We start from the raw sequence: 23317 nt of genomic DNA, 5'->3' as shown, positions 1-23317 counted from the left end.
CCTAAATCGCATTGATAGGTCGTGCCTGATGTATGCCTTCAACGCCATTTTGCCTTCGGGCAAAAGCTTCTAAAGAAAGATAGATACTCTTGTCCCATGTCTTGGAAGCTGCGCGCAGACGTTTTCAGCTGATCTTGATCAAGCCGTCGCATTATGACGATGACGGCTACGTCATCCGCTGGTGGCGGGCGATGATCCCCTCCAATTCGCTCGCGGCGCTCTACGGCATTGCCGCCGAATGCGCCGAGCGAAAGGTGCTCGGAGACGATACGGCAATCGACATCACCGTGATCGACGAGACCAATACGCGGATCGATATCGCCGGACTGCTGGCGCAGTTCAAGCGTCACGACAATTTCGGCATGATCGCGCTCGTCGGCGTCCAGACCAACCAATATCCGCGCGCCCTCGATATCGCCCGTCCCTTCCGCGATGCCGGCCTGCCGGTTTCGATCGGCGGCTTCCATGTTTCCGGCTGCCTGTCGATGCTGGATGGCAAGGCGGTCGGGCTCGATGCCTGCCGCGACATGGGCATCTCGATGTTTGCCGGCGAAGCCGAGGGCCGGCTCGACATGGTGCTGCGCGATGCCGCCGCCGGCGAGCTGAAGCCGCTCTATAATTTCATGAACGACCTTCCCGGCATCGGCGGCACACCGGTTCCCTTCCTGCCGAAGGACAATATCCAGCGCACGCTCGGGCTCAGCACCAGCTTCGATGCCGGACGTGGCTGTCCCTATCAGTGCTCGTTCTGCACCATCATCAACGTACAGGGACGCAAGTCGCGCTTCCGTTCGGCCGACGACGTCGAAAAGCTGGTGCGGATGAACTGGGCGCAGGGCATCCACAAATTCTTCATCACCGACGACAATTTCGCCCGCAACAAGGATTGGGAAGCGATCTTCGACCGGTTGATCGAACTCAAGGAGCGGGACGGCATTCCGCTCGGCCTGATGATCCAGGTCGACACGCTCTGCCACAAGATCCCTAATTTCATCGAGAAATCTCGGCGCGCCGGCGTCACCCGCGTCTTCATCGGCCTCGAAAACGTCAATCCGGACAATCTGACCGCCGCCAAGAAGAACCAGAACAAGATCACCGAATACCGCAAGATGCTGCTCGCCTGGAAGGCACAGGGCATCATGACGCTCGCCGGTTATATCCTGGGCTTCCCTGCCGATACGCCGGAGTCGATTCGCCGCGACATCGCGATCATCCAGGAAGAGCTGCCGCTCGATGTCATCGAATTCTTCATCCTGACGCCGCTGCCCGGCTCCGAGGACCATCAGGTCCTGTGGAAGAAAGGCGTCGAGATGGATGCCGATCTCAACATCTACGATGTCGAGCATGTCTGCACCGCGCATCCCAAAATGAGCAAGCAGGAATGGGAAGACATCTACCACGAGGCCTGGGCGCTCTATTATTCGCCCGATCATATGAAGACGCTGCTGCGCCGTGCCGTGGCGACCGGGGTGCCGCTGGCAAGGCTCGTCAAGGTTCTGGTCTCCTTCGCGACCACCGTGCCGCTGGAAAACGTGCACCCGCTGCAAAGCGGCCTGCTGCGCCTGAAGACACCGTCGGAACGGCGCCCGGACCTGCCGCGCGAGAATCCGCTGGTCTTCTGGCCGCGCTTTGCCTGGGAAACCTTCAGGAAACATGCATCGCTCGCCGGCACGATCATCGGCCTGACGATTTCGGCGTTCTTGATTTCAAGGGACGCGAAGTCGAAGACCTATATGGATCAGGCACTGACGCCGGTCGCCGACGACGAAGAGGAAACGCTCCACCTCTTCACACAGACCGCCGGCGGCGCCGCAGCCGTCAGCCATGTCAGGAAAGTCGCGCAACTGACAGCGCATTGAGCGATAATGGCCGTTTAAGCGACTTGGATCATCTTGGTCGTCTCGGCAACTTGCAGCGTGTCGACGAATTCGACGATCTTGACCAGTTTTCCATCCTGGAAATGGATCTTGTCGACGAATTCCGTTTGGAAGCTCACGCCCGATGGGATGTGCCTCACCTCGCCTTCGCGGTGGGCAAAGACCATCTGCTCGTCCTCGTCCACATAGATGGCTGTCCTGATCTTCGATAGATCCCATACTGTGATAAGCTGCGTGACCGCCTGGCGAAACGCATGCCCGCTCGATTCGGTTGAAAAGGGCGCCAGCCGCGCATTGCCGACCATGCGAAAGGTGCAACCCTCGCCGAGCAGCGCCAGCGTGCCCTCGATATCGCCGCGGTCACGCACAGCATACATTTCCTCCACGAGCCTCTTCATGTCGTGCTTTGCAGTCATGTTCAGGTCCTCCCACCATCAGCGAAATCTGCAGTGAATTATACTTTATTGCAACTCTTTGTTGCTGCAACTCTATCGTAGAAGACGTTCGGGAATGAACTGCCCTGGAACATAGAAAAAGCCCCGCACGATTGTGCGAGGCCCTTCCAAACTTCTGAACTGAAAAGCGATTATTCGGCGCTTTCGTCAGCCGCCTTCTTCTTCGGAGCAGCCTTCTTCTTCGGTGCGGCTTCTTCGCCTTCACCGGCGTCAGCTGCTTCGGTCTTGGCGGCAGCCTTCTTCTTCGGGGCGGCCTTCTTGGTCTCGGCCTTCGCTTCGCCTTCTTCCTCGGCGAGCAGCTCTTCCTTCGTCACCTTCTTGTCGGTGACGTCGATTTCGGTCAGCAGGTGATCGATGACCTTCTCTTCGAAGATCGGTGCGCGGATCGAAGCGGCGGCACCCGGCTGGCTGCGGAAGAATTCGAGGATCTGCTTTTCCTGGCCCGGATACTGGCGCAACTGATCGTAGATGGCGCGCTGCATCTCGTCTTCGCTGACTTCGACGCCGGCCTTTTCGCCGATTTCTGAGAGAACGAGGCCGAGGCGAACGCGGCGCTCGGCGAGCGTCTTGTATTCCTCGCGAGCCTTCTCCTCGGTCGTGTCTTCGTCCTCGAAGGTCTTGCCGGACTGGGCGAGGTCGTTGTTCACCTGGCTCCAGATGCCGTTATATTCGGCGTCGACGAGCGAGTTCGGGGTCTCGAACTTGTACATCTCGTCGAGCTGGTCGAGGATCTGACGCTTCAGCTTCTGGCGGGTCAGCGAACCGTACTGCGATTCGATCTGGCCACGGACGATTTCCTTCAGGCGGTCTGCGGATTCGATGCCAAGCTTGGAAGCAAGTTCGTCGTTGATCTCGACATCGGCAGGTGCGGCGACTTCCTTGACGGTGACGTCAAAGGTCGCTTCCTTGCCAGCGAGGTTCTTGGCCGGGTAGTCGGCCGGGAAGGTCACGGTGATGGTCTTCTCGTTGCCGGCCTTGACGCCGACGAGCTGGTCTTCGAAGCCCGGGATGAAGCGGCCGGAGCCGAGCACCAGTTCGGCGCCCTGATCGGTGCCGCCTTCGAAGGCTTCGCCGTCGACCTTGCCGACGTAATCCATGGTGATGCGGTCGCCGTTCGCGGCCTTGCCGGTCTTGGTCTCATAAGCGCGGGCGCTTTCGGCGACCTTCAGGACCTGCTCGTTGACTTCGTCGTCCGAGATGTCGATGACTTCGCGCGTGACCTTGATGCCCTTGACCGACTTCAGTTCGATCGGCGGCAGCACTTCATAGGAGAGCGTGAATTCGAAATCCTGCTCGGCGGCGAGGATCTTGTCGGCTTCGTCCTTGTCTTCCGTCATGGCGATTTCCGGCTGCGTGGCCGACTTCTCGCCGCGGCTGGACAGGATGGCGGCCGGCTGCTCGCGGACGATCTCGTTGACGAGGTCGGCCATGATCGACTTGCCGTAGACCTTCTTCAGGTGAGCAGCGGGTACCTTGCCCGGACGGAAGCCGTTGATGCGAACCTTGTCCTTCACATCGGCAAGACGCTCATTCATCTTGTCTTGCATGTCCTTGGCCGGGATAACGACCTTGATTTCGCGCTTCAGCCCTTCAGCGAGCGTTTCGATAACCTGCATGTCTTCCTACCTTCATTTCGTGGCGGCCGTGCCCAGACGCCGTTCGTTTCGATGAGCACGACGCCGGCGATCCTGCCGCGCGTGGCTTTTCCCAATTCCTGTATCATTCCGCCCAAAGGGGAACGGCACTCGCTTCCGGGTATTCGGGACAACTCTCGGCTGCCCTAAGCCAACCGATTTCAGTCTCCCGCCTGCAAACAGCTTGGTGCGGGTAGAGAGACTTGAACTCCCACGCCTTGCGGCACCAGAACCTAAATCTGGCGTGTCTACCAATTTCACCATACCCGCGTTCACAAAACCGCATGCCTATGCCTGCGCATGAGGCCTTCCGGAGCGCGGCGTCTCTATATCACCCGATTTGGTCGAGGCAAAGGAAAAATGAACGGCAAATGACAGCGGACTTGCGGCCCTGGAGCCGCGCTCCTGCGAAGTGCCGTCGGATCAGTAAAGCGGCTCGTCGTAAACCGGCTTGCCGTCAACGAGAAGGCTGCGGATCTGTGCGCTTCCATCAGGCGAGACACGCACTGCGATGGCGACGTTGCCGTCATTGCGGGCCTCCTCGATCGGCTTGCCCTCACCTTCAGGAACGTAGTAGCGCTCGATGCCGTATTCGACACGCATGCTGTCGCCGGCGGCAAGTCCGCCACTATAAAACGGCTGGCTGCGCAGGATCACGCTCTCCGGCTGCGGAGGCAGTTCGTGAAAGGACGATTCGGTCACCGTCCAGAAACCGTCCTCCTGCTTCTTCAGCCGGACCCATAGCACCCGTTCGCCGGCCTCGGCCGGAATGCCGCCGGAGACCGTCTGCACCGGCACCGAGGAAATGTCGTAGTTCAAGACGACATAATCGCCGCGCAGGAAATCGCGCGGATCGACGGGCGCCGTCTTCAGCAGCACCTCGGCGCCATCGCTGAGGATCGACGCCCGGCTCTGGATGATCGTGCCGAGGATAAGGGTCTGCAGACCGGCGACGATGATGGCCGAAAGCAGATAGAACTTGCCGGATTGCAGCTTTGCCATGAACGAGTTCATGCCCGCTCCCCCTGTGCATTCGCCGAAAAACGCCGTTCGAGACGGATGACCATCCAGGCGACAAGTGCCACCACGAGACCGGAGAAGAGGAAGAGGCTCGACGTGCCGAGGATCGAGCCGACGGTGACGGAGGCGAGATAGAGCATCTCCGCGGCAAAGGTCGTATAGGCGAGATATCGCACCGCCCCATTATCCCTGCCACGCAGGACGATCGCCAGCACGGAAGCGGCAAGTGTCGCCACTCCGAGCACCACCAGCCCCCAGCCGTCCTCGATCTCGATATGCAGCAGCAGGAAGCCGATTACGGCGACGAGGAAGCTGTAGAAGGCAGGAGCCGCACCGGCGCTTCTGACCAAGGAGGCAATAGGTCGGAGCGGCAACGCCGTCAGGACGAAGGCCGCCATGCCGCCGATTGCAAAGGCAAGCGCCACGGCGATCTCCTCATAAAGAGTATAGAGCCAGGCAAGCCAGCCGATCAGCAGCAGATAGGCCAGGTGGCGGGCCCGCTCGGCGCCGGTATACCGCACCAGCCCGATGACGATCACCGCCATGACCGGCGCCATCCAGGGGTCGAACCCTATCCAATGCGTGTCGTAATTCTCAAGATAGACGGCAAACGACGCCCAGGAGAGGAAGCCGGCGACGACGGCCACGGCGCCCGAACGGAACAGGATCGCCGAGACCGTCGCAATCGCGAACCACAGATACATCACCGTCTGCTCGTCGCCGGAGAGATGATACATCTGCCCGACCAGCGAGATGGCGCCGCCGAAACTCATCGCGCCGATGACCAGCAAGCCGCCTGCGGCGGCTGTCGCACCGCGGGCAAGCATCCGGGCGGCGGCGATATGCACCACCCAGATCAGGGCAAGGATGCCCCCCACGCGCACCAGGCGCGGGATGGCTTCCCAGTTGGAGGCGACGACCAGCAGAATGGCAGCTGCAAGCAGCACCGCCGCCAGCGCCATCAGCACCCTGCCGAGGCTGAAGCTTGCCGGGCGGCTGTCATATTCGGCGAGAAGCGCACCTGCCGTTTCCTGCCCGAGCAGGCCCTTGCCCACCCAGAGCGAGAGATCCCGCTCCAATCTGCCGCGATACATGCTCAACCCCTCGATTTCCGTAACGCCGACTGCGGCGCTGCGGCTCACGCCGTTATAGACGCAGCACGGGTGTCCGCAAACGCTGTTGCGACAAATATACAAGTTCCTCATTGGTCTAAATAGTATCGAGTGTTAACCGGCCGCTAACGTCAGAAACGCTACTATAAGCCTATGGACGGAGAGGTATGCGATTCTTGCATATCCCCCATGAATTTATTGCACTGCACAATACTCATTAGTCATACTATTGATCAACACATCGAAGCACGGGGATGGCGCCCCGGCCCGGCATCAGCCGGACGCCCGCGGATGCCTTGTCCGTGACGAGATTCGTAGCCGCGCACTCCTCCTCCCAGCGCGCTGCGATAGGCTGGCAACACTCCTCCTCCCAGTTGTCAGTCACCATAACGCGCCCGCCGGATCCTCCCCGGCGGGCGTTTTCGCTTAGCCAAAGCTTCATTAAAGCCTTGGCCGTGAGAGGATTTTCGTCGCGTGGCGCCATTACTGCCGCATTGTCGTCACAGCGCGCCACCGACCCTGCGCAGAGATGGGCGACTTCCGATCCGCCGCTTTCCAGCGGATGGACGGGCGGAACCATCGGAGCAAGCAGCGTTTTTCTGCGGCGGCATCCCCTTAGTTCCTCCAAAACCAACTGCTTTCCCAAAAGTCATTCTGCCTATTCGTTGACCAAAAAGCGGTAAGTCTGCGTCAAATACCGCTTGAGCATTGCATACCTCGCATAGGTGATCTGAAAACTTGGCTGTTTTACTCTTTCGCGTCGCAACATATATTCCGGTCATCAAATAGAGGTCAGCGCCGATCGGTGGCTGCTGGCGATTGAAACCCTCGGAAAGGGGCTTAACATGAACTTCTCTCGCTCTTTCAATAACTGGCGCAAGTATCGTCAGACCATCACGGAACTCGGCCGCATGACCAACCGCGAATTGCACGATCTCGGCATCGACCGTTCGGACATCCATCGCGTTGCCCGTGAGGCTTCTTCCCGCTAATTCAAGGCGATCGCTGTTCCTCCCAAGCGCGATTGTTCTCGATCAACGCCCGCTGTACCCACAGCGGGCGTTTTCTTTTGTCTGCAAGTGGTGGCCGCTGCGGTTGCATGTTTTTCCGGTTGATTAGCTCGCTCAAAAAATATTCACCGCCTAATTGTCGAGCATCATAGTGCACAATTGCATGGCAGACGCCTTTTATTTGCACTGCACAATCGGACGGTTCTCGCCTATATAAACATCAACCGCAGAGAGATAGGCGATCCCGCCGTCCCGCGGACATAGGAAGAAGACAATGAACCCGATCCGCATTGCAAGAAGCTGGCTCAGCTACCGTCGTACGCTCAATGAACTCGGCGGCCTTTCCAACCAGACCCTGTCCGATATCGGCGTCAGCCGTTACGACATCCGGAATATCGCATCCCGCTCGTTCCGCTAATAGCGGGCGCGATGCTTCCAAGACGGCGCCTGAGGGCGCCGTTTTTGATTCCAGGGTGTTGGATCGCACCTGCCGACATGGTATCAGCCCGGAATGAACACGATCTCCTCCTATTCCCCTATCCACGTCGTCGGCGGCGGGCTTGCCGGTTCGGAAGCCGCCTGGCAGATCGCCAGTTCCGGCGTTCCGGTCATCCTGCATGAAATGCGCGGGGTGCGCGGCACGGATGCACACAAGACCGACGGCCTTGCCGAACTCGTCTGCTCCAACTCCTTCCGGTCCGACGATGCGACCAGCAATGCCGTCGGCGTCATCCATGCCGAGATGCGCATGGCGGGCTCACTGATCATGGCCGCTGCCGACCGATGCCAGGTACCGGCCGGCGGTGCGCTCGCCGTCGATCGCGACGGCTTCTCCGAGACGGTGACCAAGGCGGTCCATGACCATCCGCTCATCACTGTCGTGCGTGAAGAGATCACCGGCCTGCCGCCTAAGGACTGGGATCTTGCCATCGTTGCCACCGGACCGTTGACGGCGCCGTCGCTCGCGAGCGCCATCCAGACGGAAACCGGCGAGGATTCGCTCGCCTTCTTCGACGCTATCGCACCGATCGTCTACCGCGAGAGCATCGACATGGATATCTGCTGGTATCAGTCGCGCTACGACAAGGTCGGCCCCGGCGGCACTGGCAAGGATTACATCAACTGCCCGATGGACGAGGCGCAGTACAATGCCTTCGTCGACGCGCTGATATCAGGCGACACGGTCGGTTTCAAGGAATGGGAGGGCACGCCTTATTTCGACGGCTGCCTGCCGATCGAGGTGATGGCCGAACGCGGCCGCGAGACTTTGCGCCACGGACCGATGAAGCCGATGGGGCTGACGAACGCGCATAATCCGACGGTCAAGGCCTATGCCGTCGTGCAGCTGCGGCAGGACAATGCGCTCGGCACCCTCTACAATATGGTCGGCTTCCAGACGAAGCTGAAATATGGCGCGCAGGCGGATATCTTCCGGATGATCCCGGGTCTCGAAAATGCGGAATTTGCCCGTCTCGGCGGTCTGCACCGCAACACCTATATCAACTCCCCCACCCTGCTCGATCCGTCGCTGACGCTGAAATCGCGGCCCGGCCTGCGCTTTGCCGGCCAGATCACCGGCTGTGAGGGATATGTGGAAAGCGCCAGCGTCGGGCTGATGGCCGGGCGTTTCGCCGCCGCCGAACGCAAGGGTGAGGCGATTTCGCTACCGCCGGCGACGACGGCGCTCGGTTCGCTGCTTGGTCATATCACCGGTGGGCACCTCGTCACCGACGAGGAGCCGGGCAAACGATCGTTCCAGCCGATGAACATCAATTTCGGGCTGTTTCCGGAGCTCCAGCCGGGTTTGATCGTCAAACCCGAAGGCGTCAAGCGCTTCCGCGGCAAGGACAAGACGATCATGAAGCGACAGCTGATCGCACGCCGCGCGCTTGCCGACTGCGCGGCCTGGCTCGGTCAAGAATCGACGCTTGCCGAAAACGCCTGATCGGCGTTTTCAAGCGCGTCGCATCGACCCCGGCCATGCGACCCGCTTGAAGTCTTTGCTTTTAGGCATGTCGTCCTTCCAAAACCGCTGCATACGTTTGGGCGACATGCATTACTGCTTGTTTGCCGCCGAAATATTGCCGGACGGCAGGTCCTTATCCGGCTCGGCGATATAATTGCCGAGCAGCCAGAGCGAAACCTCCGAGGCCTCCTTGGCGGAAGCGAATTCGAAATCGCCGTTGTGATGAGGTGCCTCGAGAAAATCGATCAGCAGTCCCCTGCCCGTTTCCGAGCCGACGACGCGCACCCGACCCGGCTCGATCAGGTGGCAGGAGAAATGGCGCGACATGTTGCGCATGAAGCCGGCCTTGTTGTCGTGCAGGCGCACAAAAACGGCCTGGCCATTTTCCGTCGCCTGCAACTGACGGATCGCCTCGTTCGGAAAGGCGCGGCCGAATTCGATGATGGCGAGGCCCGTGTCATGCAGGCCATCTTCCTTGTTTTGCGCGGCCATCCGCGTTGCCACGAAAGCAAAGAAAATGACGATGGCGAAAAGAACGCACCAGACGATAATGCCCACGCCGAGTCTCCGTTCAAAGGGTAGCGGTGGAAGCCTTGTAACGCGCGAGACTTGCGCGAATTTGACCGATATCAGATTTTTCGGCGTGCTGCAGCCAGCCCCATCCGCAGCTGGCGGCGCCACTGCGGCGGCTGCAGCGACCGGTCGAGCAGCAAGGCGCCGCGTTTCTGCGCCTTGACGAGCACCGGTTCGGCAAGCGTCGCCGGCAGGAAGGCTGGAAAGACAGCCGGCGCAATCGGCCCCGCCGCCCTCGCCTTTGCCAGATGTTCGCGACCGAGGCCGGCGAAAGCCTCGATGGCGGCAGAGATGCGCGGCCTGTCTTCGCCGGTGAGGAAGGCATCGCGGTCGAGACCGGTGGCGGACAGGATCTGCAGCGGAATATAGACCTGGCCGCGGCGGCGATGCAGCGGCATTAACAGCAACAGCCCGGCGACCGCCTGGGCGACGCCGGCATGGCCGGCGGCGTCGGCCGAGCGTGCGGCCTCCTCCGGCGAAAGCACCAGGCTTGCGAGCTGGATCAGCGCCGATGCCGTTTCGCCGGCATAGCCTTCAAGCGAAAGACGTGTCTCCATGGGGTCGTCATAGAGATCGAAGGTACGGGCCTCGATCATGTCGATCAGCGTCTTGCGCGGCAGGCGGTGCGTTTCGATGGCGATCAGAAGCGCTGCGGCGACGGGATTGGCCGCCGTCGAGCCGTGTGCGCTGCCTTCCAGAAGATCGTGCCAATATTGCAGCCGCACCTCACCGGGCAACGGCTCGTGGACGAGATCGCGGATGCGGGCAAGCTCGGCATTGAAGGCGTAAAGAGCTGCGAGCGCGCCGCGCTTTTCCTCCGGCGACAGCAGACAGGCGAGATAGCGGTCGCGGTCGCTGTCACGCAGCATCGCCAGGCAGATGTCCTGGTTGGTCGCAATATGCGCTTCAGTCATCGTCAGACCGCAATCAACGCCGCGGCGACGGCACGTTGCTCGGCGAGCATGATGTTGAAGGTGCGCACTGCAGCCCCGGTGCTCATCGGATCGGAGGAGATGCCGCGCGACTTCAGCGCCAGCCTCAATTCCTCGGGCAGACGGCGAAGCTCGGTTCCGGTACCGACGAGCAGAACCTCGATATCGGCGGCCTCATCCAGCACCCGACGAAAATTTTCGGGCGACAGCGGTTTCGACATGTCCATGTCCCAGCCATGAATGCCGGAGGGCAGGCAAAGGATCGAGCCGCGATGCGACATGTCGGCAAAACGAAAGCCGCCATTGCCGTAAGCATCGATCGGAGCGCGCCCGGGGAAATGCGCGGCGCGGATTTCTATGCCTTTTGCCATGTTTTCAAACCACCGTGCCGGATTTTACACCAGCACCCGTCTTGTTGCTCTCTTCCCCGTCGGGAGCCTCCGGCCGTAGTCGGAAGACGATCAAGACAGGAGCGGCGATATAGATCGAAGAGAAGGTGCCGAGAGCGACGCCGAAGAGCATCGCAAAGGTGAAGGAACGGATGACTTCCCCGCCGAAAAGAAAGAGCGCCAGCAAGGCGATCATCGTCGTCGCCGCGGTCAGAACGGTGCGCGACAGCGTCTGATTGATCGACGCATCGATCAGGATCGGCAGCGGCATCTTCTTGTATCGCTTGAGATTTTCGCGCATTCGGTCGTAGATCACGACCGTATCGTTCAGGGAATAACCGACGATGGTCAGCACGGCGGCGACGCTCGTCAGGTTGAACTCGATGCCGGTGAGGACGAAGAGACCGAGCATGATGATGACATCGTGCAGCGTGGCAATGATGGCGCCGACCGCGAACTGCCATTCGAAGCGGATCCAGATGTAGATCAGGATAGCCGCAAGTGCCGCAAGCATGCCGAGCGTCGCCATCATCGTCAATTCGCCCGAGATGGCGGGACCGACGACCTCGACGCGGCGAAAGTCATAATCTTCCTGGAGCTCGCCGCGCACCAGCGTCGCCGCCGACTGCTCCGCATTTTCGCCGCCGCCCTGGGAAGCGATGCGGATCCGCGCATTCGCCGGCCCGCCCGTACGCTCGACACTGACATCGCCGAGATTGAGATCATTGAGGCGCGCGTGGAGATCGGCAATGTCGGCACTGCCCTGCTTTGCCGTCACCTCGATGAGCGAGCCGCCGGTGAAATCAATGCCGAGATGCAGGCCGACGGTGGCAAAGGCGGCCATGGCGATCAGCGAGATGACCGCCGACGCCGTAAAGACATAACGGCGGATCCCCATGAAGCGGATATTGGCGTGTTCGAAAAGATGGGTCAGTACGCTCTTCGGCAGATGCCGGGGGTGGCGCCTTCTCAACCAGACAGCAACGATCGAGCGCGTCAGCGTGAATGCCGTGAAAACGGTCGTCAGGATGCCGACCGCAAGTGTTACCGCGAAACCGCGGATGGATTCGCTGCCGAGGAAGAAGAGGATGATGGCGGCAATGAAGATCGTCACATTGGCGTCGACGATCGTTGCGAATGCGCGCGAGAAACCGCGACCGACGGCCTCCGCAAAGGAATGGGTGGTTTTTTCCTCTTCACGGATTCGCTCATAGATCAGAACGTTCGAATCGACCGCCATGCCGACGATCAGCACGATACCGGCAATCCCCGGCAAGGTCAGCGTCGCGCCGATAAGGCTGAGCACCGCGACGATGAGGATCAGGTTGAGGAAGAGCGATGCGACGGCGATGAGGCCGAGGATGCGATAGAGCGCGATCATCAGCGCCGCGACCAGTACGACGGCGACGAGGCCGGCAACGAGGCCGTTGAAGATGGAATCGGCGCCGAATCTCGGGCTGATGCTGCGTTCCTCAACGCTGGTCAGCGTCGCCGGCAGGGCGCCGGCCCGCAGCATGATCGCAAGGTCGCGGACGCCATCCTCGGAGAAGTTTGCCGAAATCCGGCCCTCGCCGCCGGTGATCGCCGCATCGATGCTTGGCGCCGACATCACTTGGTCGTCGAAGACGATGGCAAGGTGCTTGCCGATATTCCGCCCTGTCGCCTGCGCCAGCCGCTGCGTGCCTTCGGCATCGAGACGATAGGCGATCGCGGTGTCCTGCGTCTGTGGATCGACGACAGGCTCGATATCGACCATGTTGCTGCCGGTGATGAAAGCCGTGCGGTCGACGAGGTACGGCACCGGCGGATCGTCAAGCGAATAGAGCACCTGCGATGTCGCCGGCCAGCGGCCGTTCAACGCCTCCTGCCCCGACATGCTTTCGTCGATCAGATGAAAGGAAAGCTTGGCCGGCTGGTTGAGGATGTTCTTCAGCCGCTCAGCATCGACCGATCCCAGCACCTGTACGACGATCCGGTCGGCGCCATCGGGGCGAACGAGGAGATTATCATAGCCGAATCCGGCGATGCGGCGGCCAACGATATCGAGCGAGCGGGTCCGGGCGGAAGCGACGTCAGCAGTAATGCCGGCGTCGGAAATCTGCAGCGAGAGCTGCCCCTGGTCGCCCTGCTGCAGCGCGACCTCAGGTCCCGAATGTCCGCCAGCCGTCGTCAAAGGCTTCAGGAGATCGACCGCCGCCTGTGTCTGGGCCGCATCGGTGATCCGTACGGTGACGGTCTGGTCATTGCCGGTCAGCCCGGTATAGCGGATGCCGGCGCCGCGCAGCGCGTTGCGCACATTGGCGACCACCTCTTCCAGGCGGCCCCTGACGATATCGGAACGCTCGACCTTCAGAACGATATGCGAGCCGCCCTGTAGGTCGAGACCAAGCACTACGCGGTCGTGCCGCAACCAGTCCGGCAGGGAGGATCGCTGCGCCTCAGTCAGCAGATTGGGCGCAGCGATGACGATGGCCGCAAACGCGGCCAGCCAAATCAGAAGTGTTTTCCAGCGGGAAAAATGCAACATTCTCTCGACGATCTTCCGATCCGGCGGTCCTGCCGTTATCGCTTGTTACGCCGCGTCGGCCTTGACCGGTTCACCCTTGACGCGAATTTCGGAGATGCCGCTGCGGACAATGCGCACGCGCACGCCGTCAGCGATCTCGACTTCGACTTCCTTTTCGTCGATGACCTTGGTGACCTTGCCGACGAGACCGCCGCCAGTGACGACCTGATCGCCGCGACGGATCGCCTTCAGGGTCTCCTCACGCTTTTTTGCCTGTGCGCGCTGCGGACGGATCAGCAGGAAGTACCAGACGACCATCAGCGGCACGAACAGGATGATCATTTCGAAACCGGAGCCGCCGAATCCCGTTGCGGTATCGGTCGCGCTCTGGGCGAATGCCGGGGTGATGAACATGCTAAACTCCTCAGGCTTGGGCGGCGGAACTCCGCCTCTCTTTTCAGGTTGCCGGACTATAGTTACGGCTTCGATGAATGCAACAGAAACAGCCGGAAACAGTACCGATTCCGCTGCCTCATAACCTTTCCGCCGTCAAAACGCCATGCTAAAGCGCGTCGCATCGAACTTGATTGATGTGACGCGCTTTAGCTCTTTTGTTTTCAAGCATGTCGTTATCCCGGAACCGCTCCACACGTCCGGGCGACATGCATTAGCGGCATCGAAAGATCGAAGCGGATTGCCGCAGTGAGAAATCAGGAGGCCACCGATGACCGAGGAAATCAACACAGCCCTGCTTGCCGAGCTGAAACGGCTCGCAGACGCCGTCGAGCGTCTTGCCGGACCGGCACCCGCCCTCAACGACTGGGATGCTGCCGACTGTTTCGTCTGGGCGCCACTGCGCCAGCATCTGCAGCCGGTCAAGAGGCCGAACCGGGTGGCGTTGACGCTCATCCGCGGCGTCGATCACGTGCGCGACATCCTGCATGAGAATACGGTGCGTTTCGCCGACGGGTATGCCGCCAACAATGTGCTGCTCTGGGGCGCGCGCGGCATGGGCAAATCCTCACTGGTCAAGGCCGTGCACGAGGATGTCCGACGCGAAAACAGCGCCTCGCTGAAACTGGTCGAAGTCCATCGTGAGGATATCGCCAGCCTTCCCAATCTGCTCGACCTCTTGAAGGCCACGCCGTACCGCGTCATCGTCTTCTGCGACGATCTCTCCTTCGATCACGACGACACCGCCTACAAGTCGCTGAAGGCGGCACTCGACGGCGGCGTCGAAGGGCGGCCGGACAATGTGCTCTTATATGCCACCTCCAACCGGCGCCATCTCCTGCCGCGCCACATGATGGAAAACGAGCAGTCGACGGCGATCAATCCGTCGGAGGCGGTCGAGGAGAAGGTTTCGCTTTCCGACCGCTTCGGCCTCTGGCTCGGCTTCCACAAATGCAGCCAGGAGGATTATCTCGGCATGATCGACGGCTATGCCGATCACTTCAAGCTCGGGCTCGAACGCGACAAGATGCATGCCGAAGCACTGGAATGGGCAACGACGCGCGGCGCACGCTCCGGCCGTGTCGCCTGGCAGTATATTCAGGACCTGGCCGGACGCATGCGGGTTCACATCGACCGGGCATAAAATGACAAAAGCCCGGCTGGTGGCCGGGCTTTTGCGTTTCCTGGTACGCAGTACCTATTCCAGGAAAGTCATCGGGTTGACCGGGGACGCATCCTTGCGCACCTCGAAATGGACCTGCGGCTGCTTGACGTCGCCGCTCATGCCGGAGACGGCGACGGTTTGGCCGCGCTGGATCTTCTGGCCGCGGGCGACGCTCAGCGTATCGGCATTGCCGTAGACGGTGACGGTGCCGTCGTCGTGACGGACGAGAACCGTGTTGCCGAGCTCCTTCAGGCCGTTGCCGGCATAGATGACGACGCCGTTTTCGGCAGCCTTGATCGGCGTGCCCTGCGGTACCGAAATGTCGATGCCGTCATTGCGGTTACCGTTGACGTTGGCGCCGTATGAAGCAATGACCTGGCCGCGCACCGGCCAGCGGTATTTGCCGATGCCGGTCGATTCCGGCGCGGCCGAGCTGACATCCGACTTCTTCTCGACCTCGTCGACGGTCTGAGTGGCGGCCGGTGCCTTGTAGGGCGCGGGCTGAACGGAAGCCGTCTGCTGGGCAGCCGCCGGCTGGGTCGGCTTCGGATCGACCTTCTCGGCCGGGATCGAGGCGGTCTTGATATTGTCGGCGGTGCCGTTCGGGATCTTCAGAGCCTGACCGATGCGGAGCGAGCTGGCCGAAAGATTGTTGGCGGCCTTGAGGTCGTCGACATTGCTACCGGTCGCCTTGGCAATCTTTGCCAGGGAATCGCCTTGCTTGACGACATAGGTGCCGGCAGGTGCCTTCAGCTCCTTGCCGGCGCCAGCGGGAAGTTTGCCGGTGACATCGCCACCCGCCAGCGTCTTGTCGCGGGCGGAATTGGCGCCCGGAACGACGGCGACGTTCTGCTCAGGCGCCTTCGGCGCCGGCATCTTGCCGGGCTTGGAAAGGTCAGCCGCCTGCGATGCCGCCTTGGCGGCATTGCCGCCGTTGAAGGTCGGGATCAGGATCGCCTGGCCGGGCTGGGCGGCAGACGCCGTCTTCAGAGCATTGACGCGCAGGATTTCCTTTTCCGGTACGCCGAAACGCCTGGAGAGCGTGGCGATGCTTTCGCCCGGACGCAACGTCACTGACGGAGCATTGGTCGCGGACCAGCCTGAAACCTTCGGCGTCGTGCCTGTCGTCAGCGTATCGGGCGTCATCTTCGGCGCAGCCGGCGCCACCAATCGGGGCTTTTCGGCCTGCGGCGCAGTTGGGAAGGGCTGGGCGAGCGCGACTTCCCTTTCCCGCTGCCGGGAGGGTGCCGCCGCCGTCGGCGCGGCCAGCTCGGAACGCTGCACCGAAACCGGCGCGGAAGCGAGACGTGCGCTCGAGCTCGACGTGCGGGTCGGATCGTAACCCTGGCGCGCCGGATAAGGCTGGTTCAGCGCGTCATTGCCGCCACCGTAGCCCGACTGGCTGGCAACGGCCGAACCGCCGAGATCGCCGCGAGGCACCGGATCGCCTTGAGAACCGTTCATATTCCTGCGCGGAATGGAACTTGTGGTGATCTGGTCCTGCCCGGAGGAGGAAAACAAGCCACCAAACCGTGTCACATCGGAACTGCAGCCCGTTGCGGCACTTGCCAGCAGGCTAACAACCAGAAGATTACCGGCCGACTTTCCGAACTTTGGCGAAAGACTGAAACGCATGACTCGACCCACTGAGAACGCAACCATTTGTGAGTCTATTAAAACGCGTTAGTATTACCACGCAGTTAAGATGCTGGAATCAGTGCGATTTTTTTGAGAAGTTGATAACCATAGCTTACGGGTGAAAAATCGCAGTGTGCTGAGCGTGATGCCGAAAAGTCTCAGCGGTTCTCGGACGAGATCATGCGCGCTCTTTTCTGATGGGAAATCTCAGGCCGATCCGGCTTGAAATCATCCACGTCTACAGCAGCGAGGCAAGACGCGGAACGATCGGCAGATAGGGCGCTTCGAACAGTTCCTCGCGCTCGAAACGGCTGCCGGTTTTCGTCAGCCGCACCATGCGGCACTCGTTGTCGGAAATCATCAGCGGCGCGATCATCGAGCCGCCGGAAACGAGCTGGTCGGTATAAAAGCGCGGCATCGCGTTGAAGGCGGCCGTCACCAGGATGCGGTCGAAGGTCCCCTCGCCTTGCATGCCGGCGCTGCCGTCGGCTTGGCGGATGACGACGCTGCGCAGACCAAGCGATTCCATGCGCCGCTGCGCGGCTGATGTCAGCGTCTTGTAGCGGTCGATGGACAGAACACGCTCGGCCAGGCGGCCCATCACGGCGGCGGTAAAGCCGCTTCCAGTGCCGATCTCCAGGACGCGCTGGCCGGGCTTGAGCTTGAGGTGATGCAAGATGCGGACGGCAAAATCGATGCCTTCGAGGAAGGAACCGCATTCGATCGGTATGGTCCGGCTCGAATAGGCGTCGTCGGCGAATTGCGGCGGCACGAACAACGAACGCTGCGTCTGCTCGACCGCCGTCAGCAGATCGAGGTCGGAGATGCCTTCGGCACGCAATCTGAGGACGAGCGCAGCAAAGCCCTCCTTCTCCGCCAGTCTTGCCGTCAAGCTTGTGCTCCGTATCCCAAGGCCCGCGCCACGCGGTCCGTCACGGAATAATCGGTCAGATCCAGTTTCAAAGGCGTTACCGAAATCTTATTATGCTTCAGGGCGTGAATATCGGTGCCTTCGACGAAGGTGCCGGCGCGTTCGCCAAACTTCAGCCAGTAGTAGGGAAACCCCCGGCCGTCGGAGCGGGCATCGACCTGCAGATTGAAGGCGAGCTTGCCCTGCATGGTCACCTCGGCGCCGTCGACCTCGTCGGGACGGCAGTTCGGGAAGTTGAGATTGAGGAACGTGCCCTCCGGCAGGTCCAGGACCATCAGCTTTTCCAGAAGAGCCGGCGCATGCGTCTCGCAGACCTCCCAGGGCACGATGCGTGCACCGTCCTCATAGAGATAGGCCTGACTCAGCGCGAAGGAGCGCACGCCCTGCATCGTGCCCTCGATGGCGCCGGCGATCGTGCCGGAATAGGTCACGTCGTCGGCGACGTTCGAGCCTGAATTGACACCTGACAGGACGAGATCCGGCTTGATGTCCATCACCTGCCTGATGCCCATGATGACGCAATCGGTCGGCGTGCCACGCAGGGCGAAATGCTTGTCGGAAATCTTGCGCAGCCGCAAAGGTTCGGAGAGGCTCAGCGAATGGGCCAAGCCGCTCTGGTCGGTCTCCGGCGCCACGATCCAGACATCGTCGGACAGCGTGCGCGCGATCCGCTCCAGCGCGGCAAGACCTTCGGCGTGAATGCCGTCGTCATTCGTAAGCAGGATGCGCATCGCCTCAAGCCGCCCGTTCGATCTTGGTCAATCCGCCCATATAAGGCAGCAAAACGTCCGGAATCGTGACCGAACCGTCCTCGTTCAGATAATTTTCAAGGACGGCGATCAGGCAGCGGCCGACCGCCGTGCCGGAACCGTTCAGCGTGTGGACGAACCTGTTGCTCTTGTCATCCTTGCCGCGGTAGCGCGCGTTCATCCGCCGGCCCTGAAAGTCGCCACAGACCGAGCAGGAAGAGATTTCACGGAAGGCATTCTGTCCCGGCAGCCAGACTTCGAGATCGTAAGTCTTGCGCGAGCCGAAGCCCATGTCGCCGGTGCAAAGCGTCATGGTGCGGAAATGCAGGCCGAGGCGCTTCAGCACTTCCTCGGCGCAGGCGGTCATGCGTTCATGCTCGGCAACGGCGCTCTCGGCATCGGTGATCGAGACGAGCTCGCATTTCCAGAACTGATGCTGGCGCAGCATGCCGCGCGTATCGCGACCGGCGGAGCCTGCTTCCGAACGGAAGGACGGCGTCAATGCGGTGAAGCGGAGCGGCAGCTTCTCCTGATCGAGGATCTCCTCGCGCACCAGATTGGTCAGCGTCACTTCGGCCGTGGGGATCAGCCAGCGGCCATCCGTCGTCCTGAAGAGATCCTCGGCGAATTTCGGCAGCTGGGCGGTGCCATAAACGGCCTCGTCGCGCACCATTAAGGGCGAGCTGACTTCGGTATAGCCGTGCTCACTGGTGTGGAGATCGATCATGAACTGGCCAAGCGCGCGCTCGAGCCTGGCGAGCGGACCGGTCAGAACCGTGAAGCGCGAGCCGGAGAGCTTGGCGGCGCGCTCGAAATCCATATAGCCGAGCGCTTCACCAATTTCGAAATGCTCCTTCGGTACGTGGTTCCAGCGCGGCTTTTCGCCGACCGTGCGGGTGACGACATTGTCATGCTCGTCCTTGCCGACCGGGACGTCATCGAAGGGGATGTTCGGGATGCGCGAGAGCGCGTCGTTGAGTTCGGCCGTCAGTTGCCGGTCCTCTTCCTCGATCGCCGGCAGCAGGGTCTTGAGTTCAGAGACCGCCGCCTTCAGCTTCTCGGCCAGCTCGCCGTTCTTCTGGGCCATCGCCGCGCCAATCTCCTTGGAGGCGAGGTTGCGGCGGGACAGCAAGTCCTGCGCCTTCTGCACGGCGGAGCGGCGCTTTTCATCGAGAGCGACAAGGCTTTGGGCCAGAGGCTCTGCGCCGCGCTTGGCTAGGGCGGCATCGAGCGCTTCGGGATTCTCACGGATCCATTTGATATCGAGCATCGTCGTTCCAGGTCGTTGCAACAGAGGTGGCCCGGCCAAAGCCTGATCGGGCCTCGACCGGATGTTACAGCGCCGCCCTGTCTTTTCAGACGCGCAAAGGACACCGCAACACTTTGAATTGCTGCCTAATTCCTTAAACCGTTTCGGATTTAGGGACTATGCAGTCGACGGCGTTCATGAAGAGATTTCCTGATCGCAGCTCAGACGCTGTCCGTCTTGGCAACGTCTGCGGATCCGGTTTCCTTTTCGACCGCCTGCCGGGCACGCTGGCGCTCCACGAGTCGCGCCGCATAGATGGAAATCTCGTAGAGAATGATCGTCGGTATCGCAAGGCCGATCTGGGACATCGGGTCCGGCGGCGTCAGCACGGCGGCGACGACGAAGGCGAGGACGATGGCAAATTTGCGCTTTTCGGCGAGCCACTGCGACGTCAGAAGACCGACACGGGCGAGCAACGTGGTGATGACAGGCAGCTGGAAGACGAGGCCGAAGGAGAAGACCAGCGTCATGATCAGGCTCAGATATTCCGAGACCTTCGGCATCAGCGAGATTGCTATCTCGTCATGACCGGGCGCCTGCTGCATCGACAGGAAGAACCACATGACCATCGGCGTGAAGAAGAAATAGACGAGCGCGCCGCCCATCAGGAACAGGACCGGCGAGGCGATCAGGAACGGCAGGAAAGCCTGACGCTCGTTCTTGTAGAGGCCAGGCGCCACGAACTTATAGACCTGGGCGGCGATGATCGGGAAAGCGACCACAAGGCCGCCGAACATCGCCACCTTGACCTGGGTGAAGAAGAATTCCTGCGGCGCGGTGTAGATGAGCTGGGCCTTCTCGACGTCGAGATTAGCCCACTGGACCGCTGTCTTGTATGGGATGACCAGATAATTGAAGAGATTCTTGGCAAAAAAGAAGCATGCGATGAAGGCGACGAAAAACGCGCCGATCGACCACATCAGCCGCGTGCGCAGCTCCATCAGGTGCTCGATCAACGGCTGCGGCTTGTCTTCGATATCACCGCTCATGCCTCGTCCTTCCTTGTCTGCGCAGGCTTCTTCGGCGTTGCAGGCTTCCTGACTGCCGTCGTGCGTTTCGGCTTTTCCACAGGCACGGCAACGGCGGCCGCAGCATCGACTTTGTCGGCAGGCTTGACGCGCGGCTTGCGCACGGCCTTCGGCTTGGCGGCAACCGTATCGGCTTGCACAATCGCTGCGGCGACCGGTTCCGACGGCGCAGGTGTCGTTACCAATGGCGGCGTTTCCGGCAAGCTCATCGACGGCGTCGGGGCTGCGACAGCATCTGGAGGCACCTCGGTCTTGTTTTCCGTGACTGTGGTCGCCTTCTGCAGGTCGGCCTTGATCTCGTTGCCCATCTGGCGGAGCGGGTTCATCGCCTCGCGCAGGCTGTTGACCGGGTTGAGCTTCTGGGCGTCGCTGATCGTCTGGCGGACATCGTCAAGCTCGGCTTCGCGCAACGCTTCATCGAACTGCGCACGGAAATCACCCGCAACCTTACGGGCACGCTGCGTCATCTTGCCGAAAGCGCGCAGCATCGGCGGCAAATCCTTGGGACCGACGACCACGATCAGTACGACCGCGATGACCAAAAGCTCGGTCCAGCCAATATCGAACATGCAAGGCTCCTGGACGGGAAGCGCGGGGGCTACGCTTTTTCCCGGACTTGATTACTTCGTTTCGTCGGCCTTGTGATCGACGGTCTTTGCCGTGTCCGGCGCGTCTTCGTCCGTCATGCCCTTCTTGAAGCTCTTGATGCCCTTGGCAACGTCGCCCATCAGTTCCGGGATCTTGCCGCGACCGAACAACAACAGCACGATGACCAGAACGATCAACCAGTGCCACATGCTAAAACCACCCATTACGCTAACTCCCTGTTTCTATGTTCCCACGATGTAAGGATTTCCGACACCGTTTCCAACATCAAGCCCTTTGGATTGAGCTTAATGTCACGGTATCGCCCTTTGTGACAAGCCGTTGACCCATCGAAAAGTGCTGGCTCCATTGTTTTCGCCATGCATGGCAAAAGCAAGACGCAAGCCCCTCAATCTTCAGAGGTGCCGCGCGGCGCCAACAACCCCAGTTCCTCGAGGTCCATCTGGGTGATCGGGTCTTCGTCCTCGGTCAGTTCGTCGTTCATCAACGGCGAGGGAATGTTGAAGTTCGCCGGAATGCGGCCCGACAGCAAGCCCGCTCCCTTCAACTCTTCGAGACCGGGCAGGTCACGCAGCTCTTCGAGACCGAAATGGTCGAGGAAATCGCGTGTCGTGCCCAATGTCACCGGCCGGCCCGGTGTGCGCCGGCGACCACGAAACCGCACCCAGCCAGCTTCCATCAGCACGTCGAGCGTGCCGCGTGAGGTCTGGACGCCGCGGATATCCTCGATTTCGGCACGCGTCACCGGCTGGTGATAAGCGATGATCGCCAGCACTTCCAGTGCGGCACGCGAAAGCTTCTTCACCTCGTTGTCATCACGGCGGATGACGAAGGACAGGTCGGCGGCGGTGCGGAAGGCCCAGGCGCCTTCGACCTGCACAAGATTGACGCCCCGCGGCGCATATTGCTCCTTCAGGCGCAGCATGATCGAATGCACGTCGGTCTTCTCAGGCAGGCGTTCGGCGAGGAAGCCTTCGGAGACCGGCTGCGAGGAGGCGAAGACCAGCGCCTCGGCGATGCGCTCGGCCTCGATCTCAGCCTGCAGGTCGCGGCTCCTGTCTTCGAAATTGCCTTCAAAACCCTCTTCGCTCCTCGGATCGATCAAGCCGGCCGCTCCTGTTCGACCACCTGCAGCGTGGCATGTTTCGGACCGCGGCGCATGTATATCGGCTGAAAGGCGCCATCCTGGCGGAGTTCGAGCTTGCCCTCGCGCACCAGCTCCAGCGAGGCGGCAAAGGCGCTGGCGATTGCCGTGACGCGCTCTTCGGGCGCTGAGAGATAACGCAGCAGATAATGTTCCATCGCCGTCCAGTCAGCGACCTCGCCGATCATCTGGGTCAACAGTTCGCGGGCATCGGTCAGCGACCAGACGGTGCGCCGCTCGATCGTCACCTGGGTGACGGCATGGCGCTGGCGGAGCGCCGCATAGGCGGTCAGGAGATCGTAAAGGCTCGCCGCATAAGCGGATTGCTGGCGGTCGGGAATATGCTCCGGCGCGCCGCGCACGAAGATATCGCGGCCGAGGCGATTGCGGTTGACGAGGCCGTCTGCCGCCTGGCGCATGGCTTCGAGGCGTTTCAGGCGGAAGGCGAGCGTTGCCGCCAGCTCCTCGCCGGAAGGGCCGTCATCCTTGACCTGCTGGGGAATGAGCAGCTTCGACTTGAGATAGGCAAGCCAGGCTGCCATGACGAGGTAATCGGCGGCAAGCTCGATCCGGATACGCCGGGCGCTTTCGATGAACAGCAGATATTGCTCGGCGAGCGCCAGCACCGAAATGCGCGACAAATCGACCTTCTGGTTGCGGGCGAGATAGAGCAACAGGTCGAGCGGACCTTCGAAGCCGGCAACGTCGATCACCAGCGCCGGCTCGTGGCTGGCGCGCTCGGCACCGTTATCCTGCCACAGCTTGTCCATCGGCGTTGCCGCCTGCGGACGTTCCGTGCCCTTGACCGTGTTCACCTAGC

General features: G+C 61.1%; 23 protein-coding genes and 1 tRNA gene. 5 read left to right on the top strand and 19 right to left on the bottom strand.

The window, feature by feature from the left end:
- Positions 1–89 precede the first annotated feature (89 nt).
- Positions 90–1859, top strand: coding sequence for a B12-binding domain-containing radical SAM protein (locus tag B5P46_RS22820; protein ID WP_129420718.1), 1770 nt, complete (start codon positions 90–92; stop codon positions 1857–1859).
- A 14-nt stretch (positions 1860–1873) separates the two neighbouring features.
- On the opposite strand, the gene B5P46_RS22815 is transcribed toward B5P46_RS22820, so the two are convergent.
- The 5 genes from B5P46_RS22815 to B5P46_RS22795 form a co-directional block, all read right to left on the bottom strand.
- Positions 1874–2293: a nuclear transport factor 2 family protein gene (locus B5P46_RS22815; RefSeq protein WP_129420717.1), complete on the bottom strand. Its 420-nt coding sequence runs from the start codon at positions 2291–2293 to the stop codon at positions 1874–1876.
- A 170-nt stretch (positions 2294–2463) separates the two neighbouring features.
- Complete coding sequence (gene tig / locus B5P46_RS22810) at positions 2464–3948, bottom strand: trigger factor (protein ID WP_129420716.1); 1485 nt, start codon at positions 3946–3948, stop codon at positions 2464–2466.
- A 203-nt stretch (positions 3949–4151) separates the two neighbouring features.
- Positions 4152–4236 (bottom strand) — tRNA-Leu (locus B5P46_RS22805).
- A 153-nt stretch (positions 4237–4389) separates the two neighbouring features.
- Positions 4390–4980 carry a GDYXXLXY domain-containing protein gene (locus B5P46_RS22800; protein WP_129420715.1) on the bottom strand — a complete coding sequence of 197 codons (591 nt, stop codon included), beginning with the start codon at positions 4978–4980 and terminating at the stop codon, positions 4390–4392.
- Positions 4977–6080 carry a DUF2157 domain-containing protein gene (locus tag B5P46_RS22795; RefSeq protein ID WP_129420714.1) on the bottom strand — a complete coding sequence of 368 codons (1104 nt, stop codon included), beginning with the start codon at positions 6078–6080 and terminating at the stop codon, positions 4977–4979. Before B5P46_RS22795 ends, B5P46_RS22800 begins: the two co-directional genes overlap by 4 nt.
- A gap of 863 nt (positions 6081–6943) precedes the next feature.
- On the opposite strand from B5P46_RS22795, the gene B5P46_RS22785 reads away from it, so the two are divergent.
- The 3 genes from B5P46_RS22785 to trmFO all read left to right on the top strand — a co-directional run bounded on the left by B5P46_RS22785 (position 6944) and on the right by trmFO (position 9053).
- Positions 6944–7090, top strand: a complete 147-nt coding sequence (locus tag B5P46_RS22785; RefSeq protein ID WP_012757251.1) for a DUF1127 domain-containing protein — start codon at positions 6944–6946, stop codon at positions 7088–7090.
- 292 nt (positions 7091–7382) lie between these two features.
- Positions 7383–7526: a DUF1127 domain-containing protein gene (locus tag B5P46_RS35400; RefSeq protein ID WP_003539017.1), complete on the top strand. Its 144-nt coding sequence runs from the start codon at positions 7383–7385 to the stop codon at positions 7524–7526.
- Between the two features lie 93 nt (positions 7527–7619).
- On the top strand, positions 7620–9053 hold the full coding sequence (trmFO, locus tag B5P46_RS22775) for a methylenetetrahydrofolate--tRNA-(uracil(54)-C(5))-methyltransferase (FADH(2)-oxidizing) TrmFO (protein WP_129420712.1): 1434 nt from the start codon (positions 7620–7622) through the stop codon (positions 9051–9053).
- Positions 9054–9164: 111 nt separating this feature from the next.
- Here the strand turns inward: trmFO and B5P46_RS22770 are convergent, their stop codons facing one another.
- From B5P46_RS22770 to yajC, 5 genes are all read right to left on the bottom strand, one after another.
- On the bottom strand, positions 9165–9632 hold the full coding sequence (locus B5P46_RS22770; protein WP_129420711.1) for a hypothetical protein: 468 nt from the start codon (positions 9630–9632) through the stop codon (positions 9165–9167).
- 71 nt (positions 9633–9703) lie between these two features.
- Positions 9704–10561: a phytoene/squalene synthase family protein gene (locus B5P46_RS22765; protein WP_129420710.1), complete on the bottom strand. Its 858-nt coding sequence runs from the start codon at positions 10559–10561 to the stop codon at positions 9704–9706.
- Between the two features lie 2 nt (positions 10562–10563).
- The gene (locus tag B5P46_RS22760) at positions 10564–10950 is read right to left on the bottom strand and encodes an Mth938-like domain-containing protein (protein WP_003539009.1); all 387 of its coding nucleotides are present in this window, start codon (positions 10948–10950) and stop codon (positions 10564–10566) included.
- 4 nt (positions 10951–10954) lie between these two features.
- Complete coding sequence (gene secDF, locus B5P46_RS22755; protein ID WP_129420709.1) at positions 10955–13495, bottom strand: protein translocase subunit SecDF; 2541 nt, start codon at positions 13493–13495, stop codon at positions 10955–10957.
- Between the two features lie 45 nt (positions 13496–13540).
- Entirely contained in the window at positions 13541–13888 is a 348-nt protein-coding gene (yajC, locus tag B5P46_RS22750; protein WP_003539006.1) for a preprotein translocase subunit YajC, read from the bottom strand.
- Positions 13889–14198: 310 nt separating this feature from the next.
- Between yajC and B5P46_RS22745 the strand changes: the two genes are divergently transcribed.
- Positions 14199–15071 (top strand): ATP-binding protein, encoded by an 873-nt coding sequence (locus B5P46_RS22745; RefSeq protein ID WP_129420708.1) that lies wholly within the window; start codon positions 14199–14201, stop codon positions 15069–15071.
- A 54-nt stretch (positions 15072–15125) separates the two neighbouring features.
- Here the strand turns inward: B5P46_RS22745 and B5P46_RS22740 are convergent, their stop codons facing one another.
- From B5P46_RS22740 to B5P46_RS22700, 9 genes are all read right to left on the bottom strand, one after another.
- A complete protein-coding gene (locus B5P46_RS22740; RefSeq protein ID WP_129420707.1) occupies positions 15126–16727 on the bottom strand; it encodes a M23 family metallopeptidase in 1602 nt (533 codons plus the stop codon).
- A 241-nt stretch (positions 16728–16968) separates the two neighbouring features.
- Positions 16969–17622: a protein-L-isoaspartate(D-aspartate) O-methyltransferase gene (locus tag B5P46_RS22735; protein WP_129420706.1), complete on the bottom strand. Its 654-nt coding sequence runs from the start codon at positions 17620–17622 to the stop codon at positions 16969–16971.
- Entirely contained in the window at positions 17619–18392 is a 774-nt protein-coding gene (gene surE, locus B5P46_RS22730) for a 5'/3'-nucleotidase SurE (protein ID WP_129420705.1), read from the bottom strand. Before surE ends, B5P46_RS22735 begins: the two co-directional genes overlap by 4 nt.
- Before the next feature lie 4 nt (positions 18393–18396).
- Positions 18397–19680 carry a serine--tRNA ligase gene (gene serS / locus B5P46_RS22725; protein WP_129420704.1) on the bottom strand — a complete coding sequence of 428 codons (1284 nt, stop codon included), beginning with the start codon at positions 19678–19680 and terminating at the stop codon, positions 18397–18399.
- Between the two features lie 200 nt (positions 19681–19880).
- On the bottom strand, positions 19881–20708 hold the full coding sequence (gene tatC / locus B5P46_RS22720) for a twin-arginine translocase subunit TatC (protein WP_129420703.1): 828 nt from the start codon (positions 20706–20708) through the stop codon (positions 19881–19883).
- Positions 20705–21316: a Sec-independent protein translocase protein TatB gene (gene tatB, locus B5P46_RS22715; protein ID WP_129420702.1), complete on the bottom strand. Its 612-nt coding sequence runs from the start codon at positions 21314–21316 to the stop codon at positions 20705–20707. Before tatB ends, tatC begins: the two co-directional genes overlap by 4 nt.
- A 51-nt stretch (positions 21317–21367) precedes the next feature.
- Positions 21368–21559, bottom strand: coding sequence for a twin-arginine translocase TatA/TatE family subunit (locus B5P46_RS22710; protein WP_017960199.1), 192 nt, complete (start codon positions 21557–21559; stop codon positions 21368–21370).
- Between the two features lie 182 nt (positions 21560–21741).
- Positions 21742–22458, bottom strand: a complete 717-nt coding sequence (gene scpB / locus B5P46_RS22705) for an SMC-Scp complex subunit ScpB (RefSeq protein WP_129420701.1) — start codon at positions 22456–22458, stop codon at positions 21742–21744.
- Complete coding sequence (locus tag B5P46_RS22700) at positions 22455–23312, bottom strand: segregation and condensation protein A (protein WP_129420700.1); 858 nt, start codon at positions 23310–23312, stop codon at positions 22455–22457. Before B5P46_RS22700 ends, scpB begins: the two co-directional genes overlap by 4 nt.
- Between the last annotated feature and the right edge of the window lie 5 nt (positions 23313–23317).

Origin of the sequence: Rhizobium leguminosarum (genome assembly GCF_004123835.1) — a bacterium.
GTDB classification, from domain to species: domain Bacteria; phylum Pseudomonadota; class Alphaproteobacteria; order Rhizobiales; family Rhizobiaceae; genus Rhizobium; species Rhizobium leguminosarum_M.
This window is presented reverse-complemented; position numbering and strand designations above follow the sequence as displayed.

Coding starts and splice junctions, on each gene's coding strand:
- B5P46_RS22815 (WP_129420717.1), bottom strand. CDS start 2,293: ATGACTGCAAAGCACGACATGAAGAGGCTCGTGGAGGAAATGTATGCT.
- tig (WP_129420716.1), bottom strand. CDS start 3,948: ATGCAGGTTATCGAAACGCTCGCTGAAGGGCTGAAGCGCGAAATCAAG.
- B5P46_RS22800 (WP_129420715.1), bottom strand. CDS start 4,980: ATGAACTCGTTCATGGCAAAGCTGCAATCCGGCAAGTTCTATCTGCTT.
- B5P46_RS22795 (WP_129420714.1), bottom strand. CDS start 6,080: ATGTATCGCGGCAGATTGGAGCGGGATCTCTCGCTCTGGGTGGGCAAG.
- B5P46_RS22785 (WP_012757251.1), top strand. CDS start 6,944: ATGAACTTCTCTCGCTCTTTCAATAACTGGCGCAAGTATCGTCAGACC.
- B5P46_RS35400 (WP_003539017.1), top strand. CDS start 7,383: ATGAACCCGATCCGCATTGCAAGAAGCTGGCTCAGCTACCGTCGTACG.
- trmFO (WP_129420712.1), top strand. CDS start 7,620: ATGAACACGATCTCCTCCTATTCCCCTATCCACGTCGTCGGCGGCGGG.
- B5P46_RS22765 (WP_129420710.1), bottom strand. CDS start 10,561: ATGACTGAAGCGCATATTGCGACCAACCAGGACATCTGCCTGGCGATG.
- B5P46_RS22760 (WP_003539009.1), bottom strand. CDS start 10,950: ATGGCAAAAGGCATAGAAATCCGCGCCGCGCATTTCCCCGGGCGCGCT.
- secDF (WP_129420709.1), bottom strand. CDS start 13,495: ATGTTGCATTTTTCCCGCTGGAAAACACTTCTGATTTGGCTGGCCGCG.
- yajC (WP_003539006.1), bottom strand. CDS start 13,888: ATGTTCATCACCCCGGCATTCGCCCAGAGCGCGACCGATACCGCAACG.
- B5P46_RS22745 (WP_129420708.1), top strand. CDS start 14,199: ATGACCGAGGAAATCAACACAGCCCTGCTTGCCGAGCTGAAACGGCTC.
- B5P46_RS22740 (WP_129420707.1), bottom strand. CDS start 16,727: ATGCGTTTCAGTCTTTCGCCAAAGTTCGGAAAGTCGGCCGGTAATCTT.
- surE (WP_129420705.1), bottom strand. CDS start 18,392: ATGCGCATCCTGCTTACGAATGACGACGGCATTCACGCCGAAGGTCTT.
- serS (WP_129420704.1), bottom strand. CDS start 19,680: ATGCTCGATATCAAATGGATCCGTGAGAATCCCGAAGCGCTCGATGCC.
- tatC (WP_129420703.1), bottom strand. CDS start 20,708: ATGAGCGGTGATATCGAAGACAAGCCGCAGCCGTTGATCGAGCACCTG.
- tatB (WP_129420702.1), bottom strand. CDS start 21,316: ATGTTCGATATTGGCTGGACCGAGCTTTTGGTCATCGCGGTCGTACTG.
- B5P46_RS22710 (WP_017960199.1), bottom strand. CDS start 21,559: ATGGGTGGTTTTAGCATGTGGCACTGGTTGATCGTTCTGGTCATCGTG.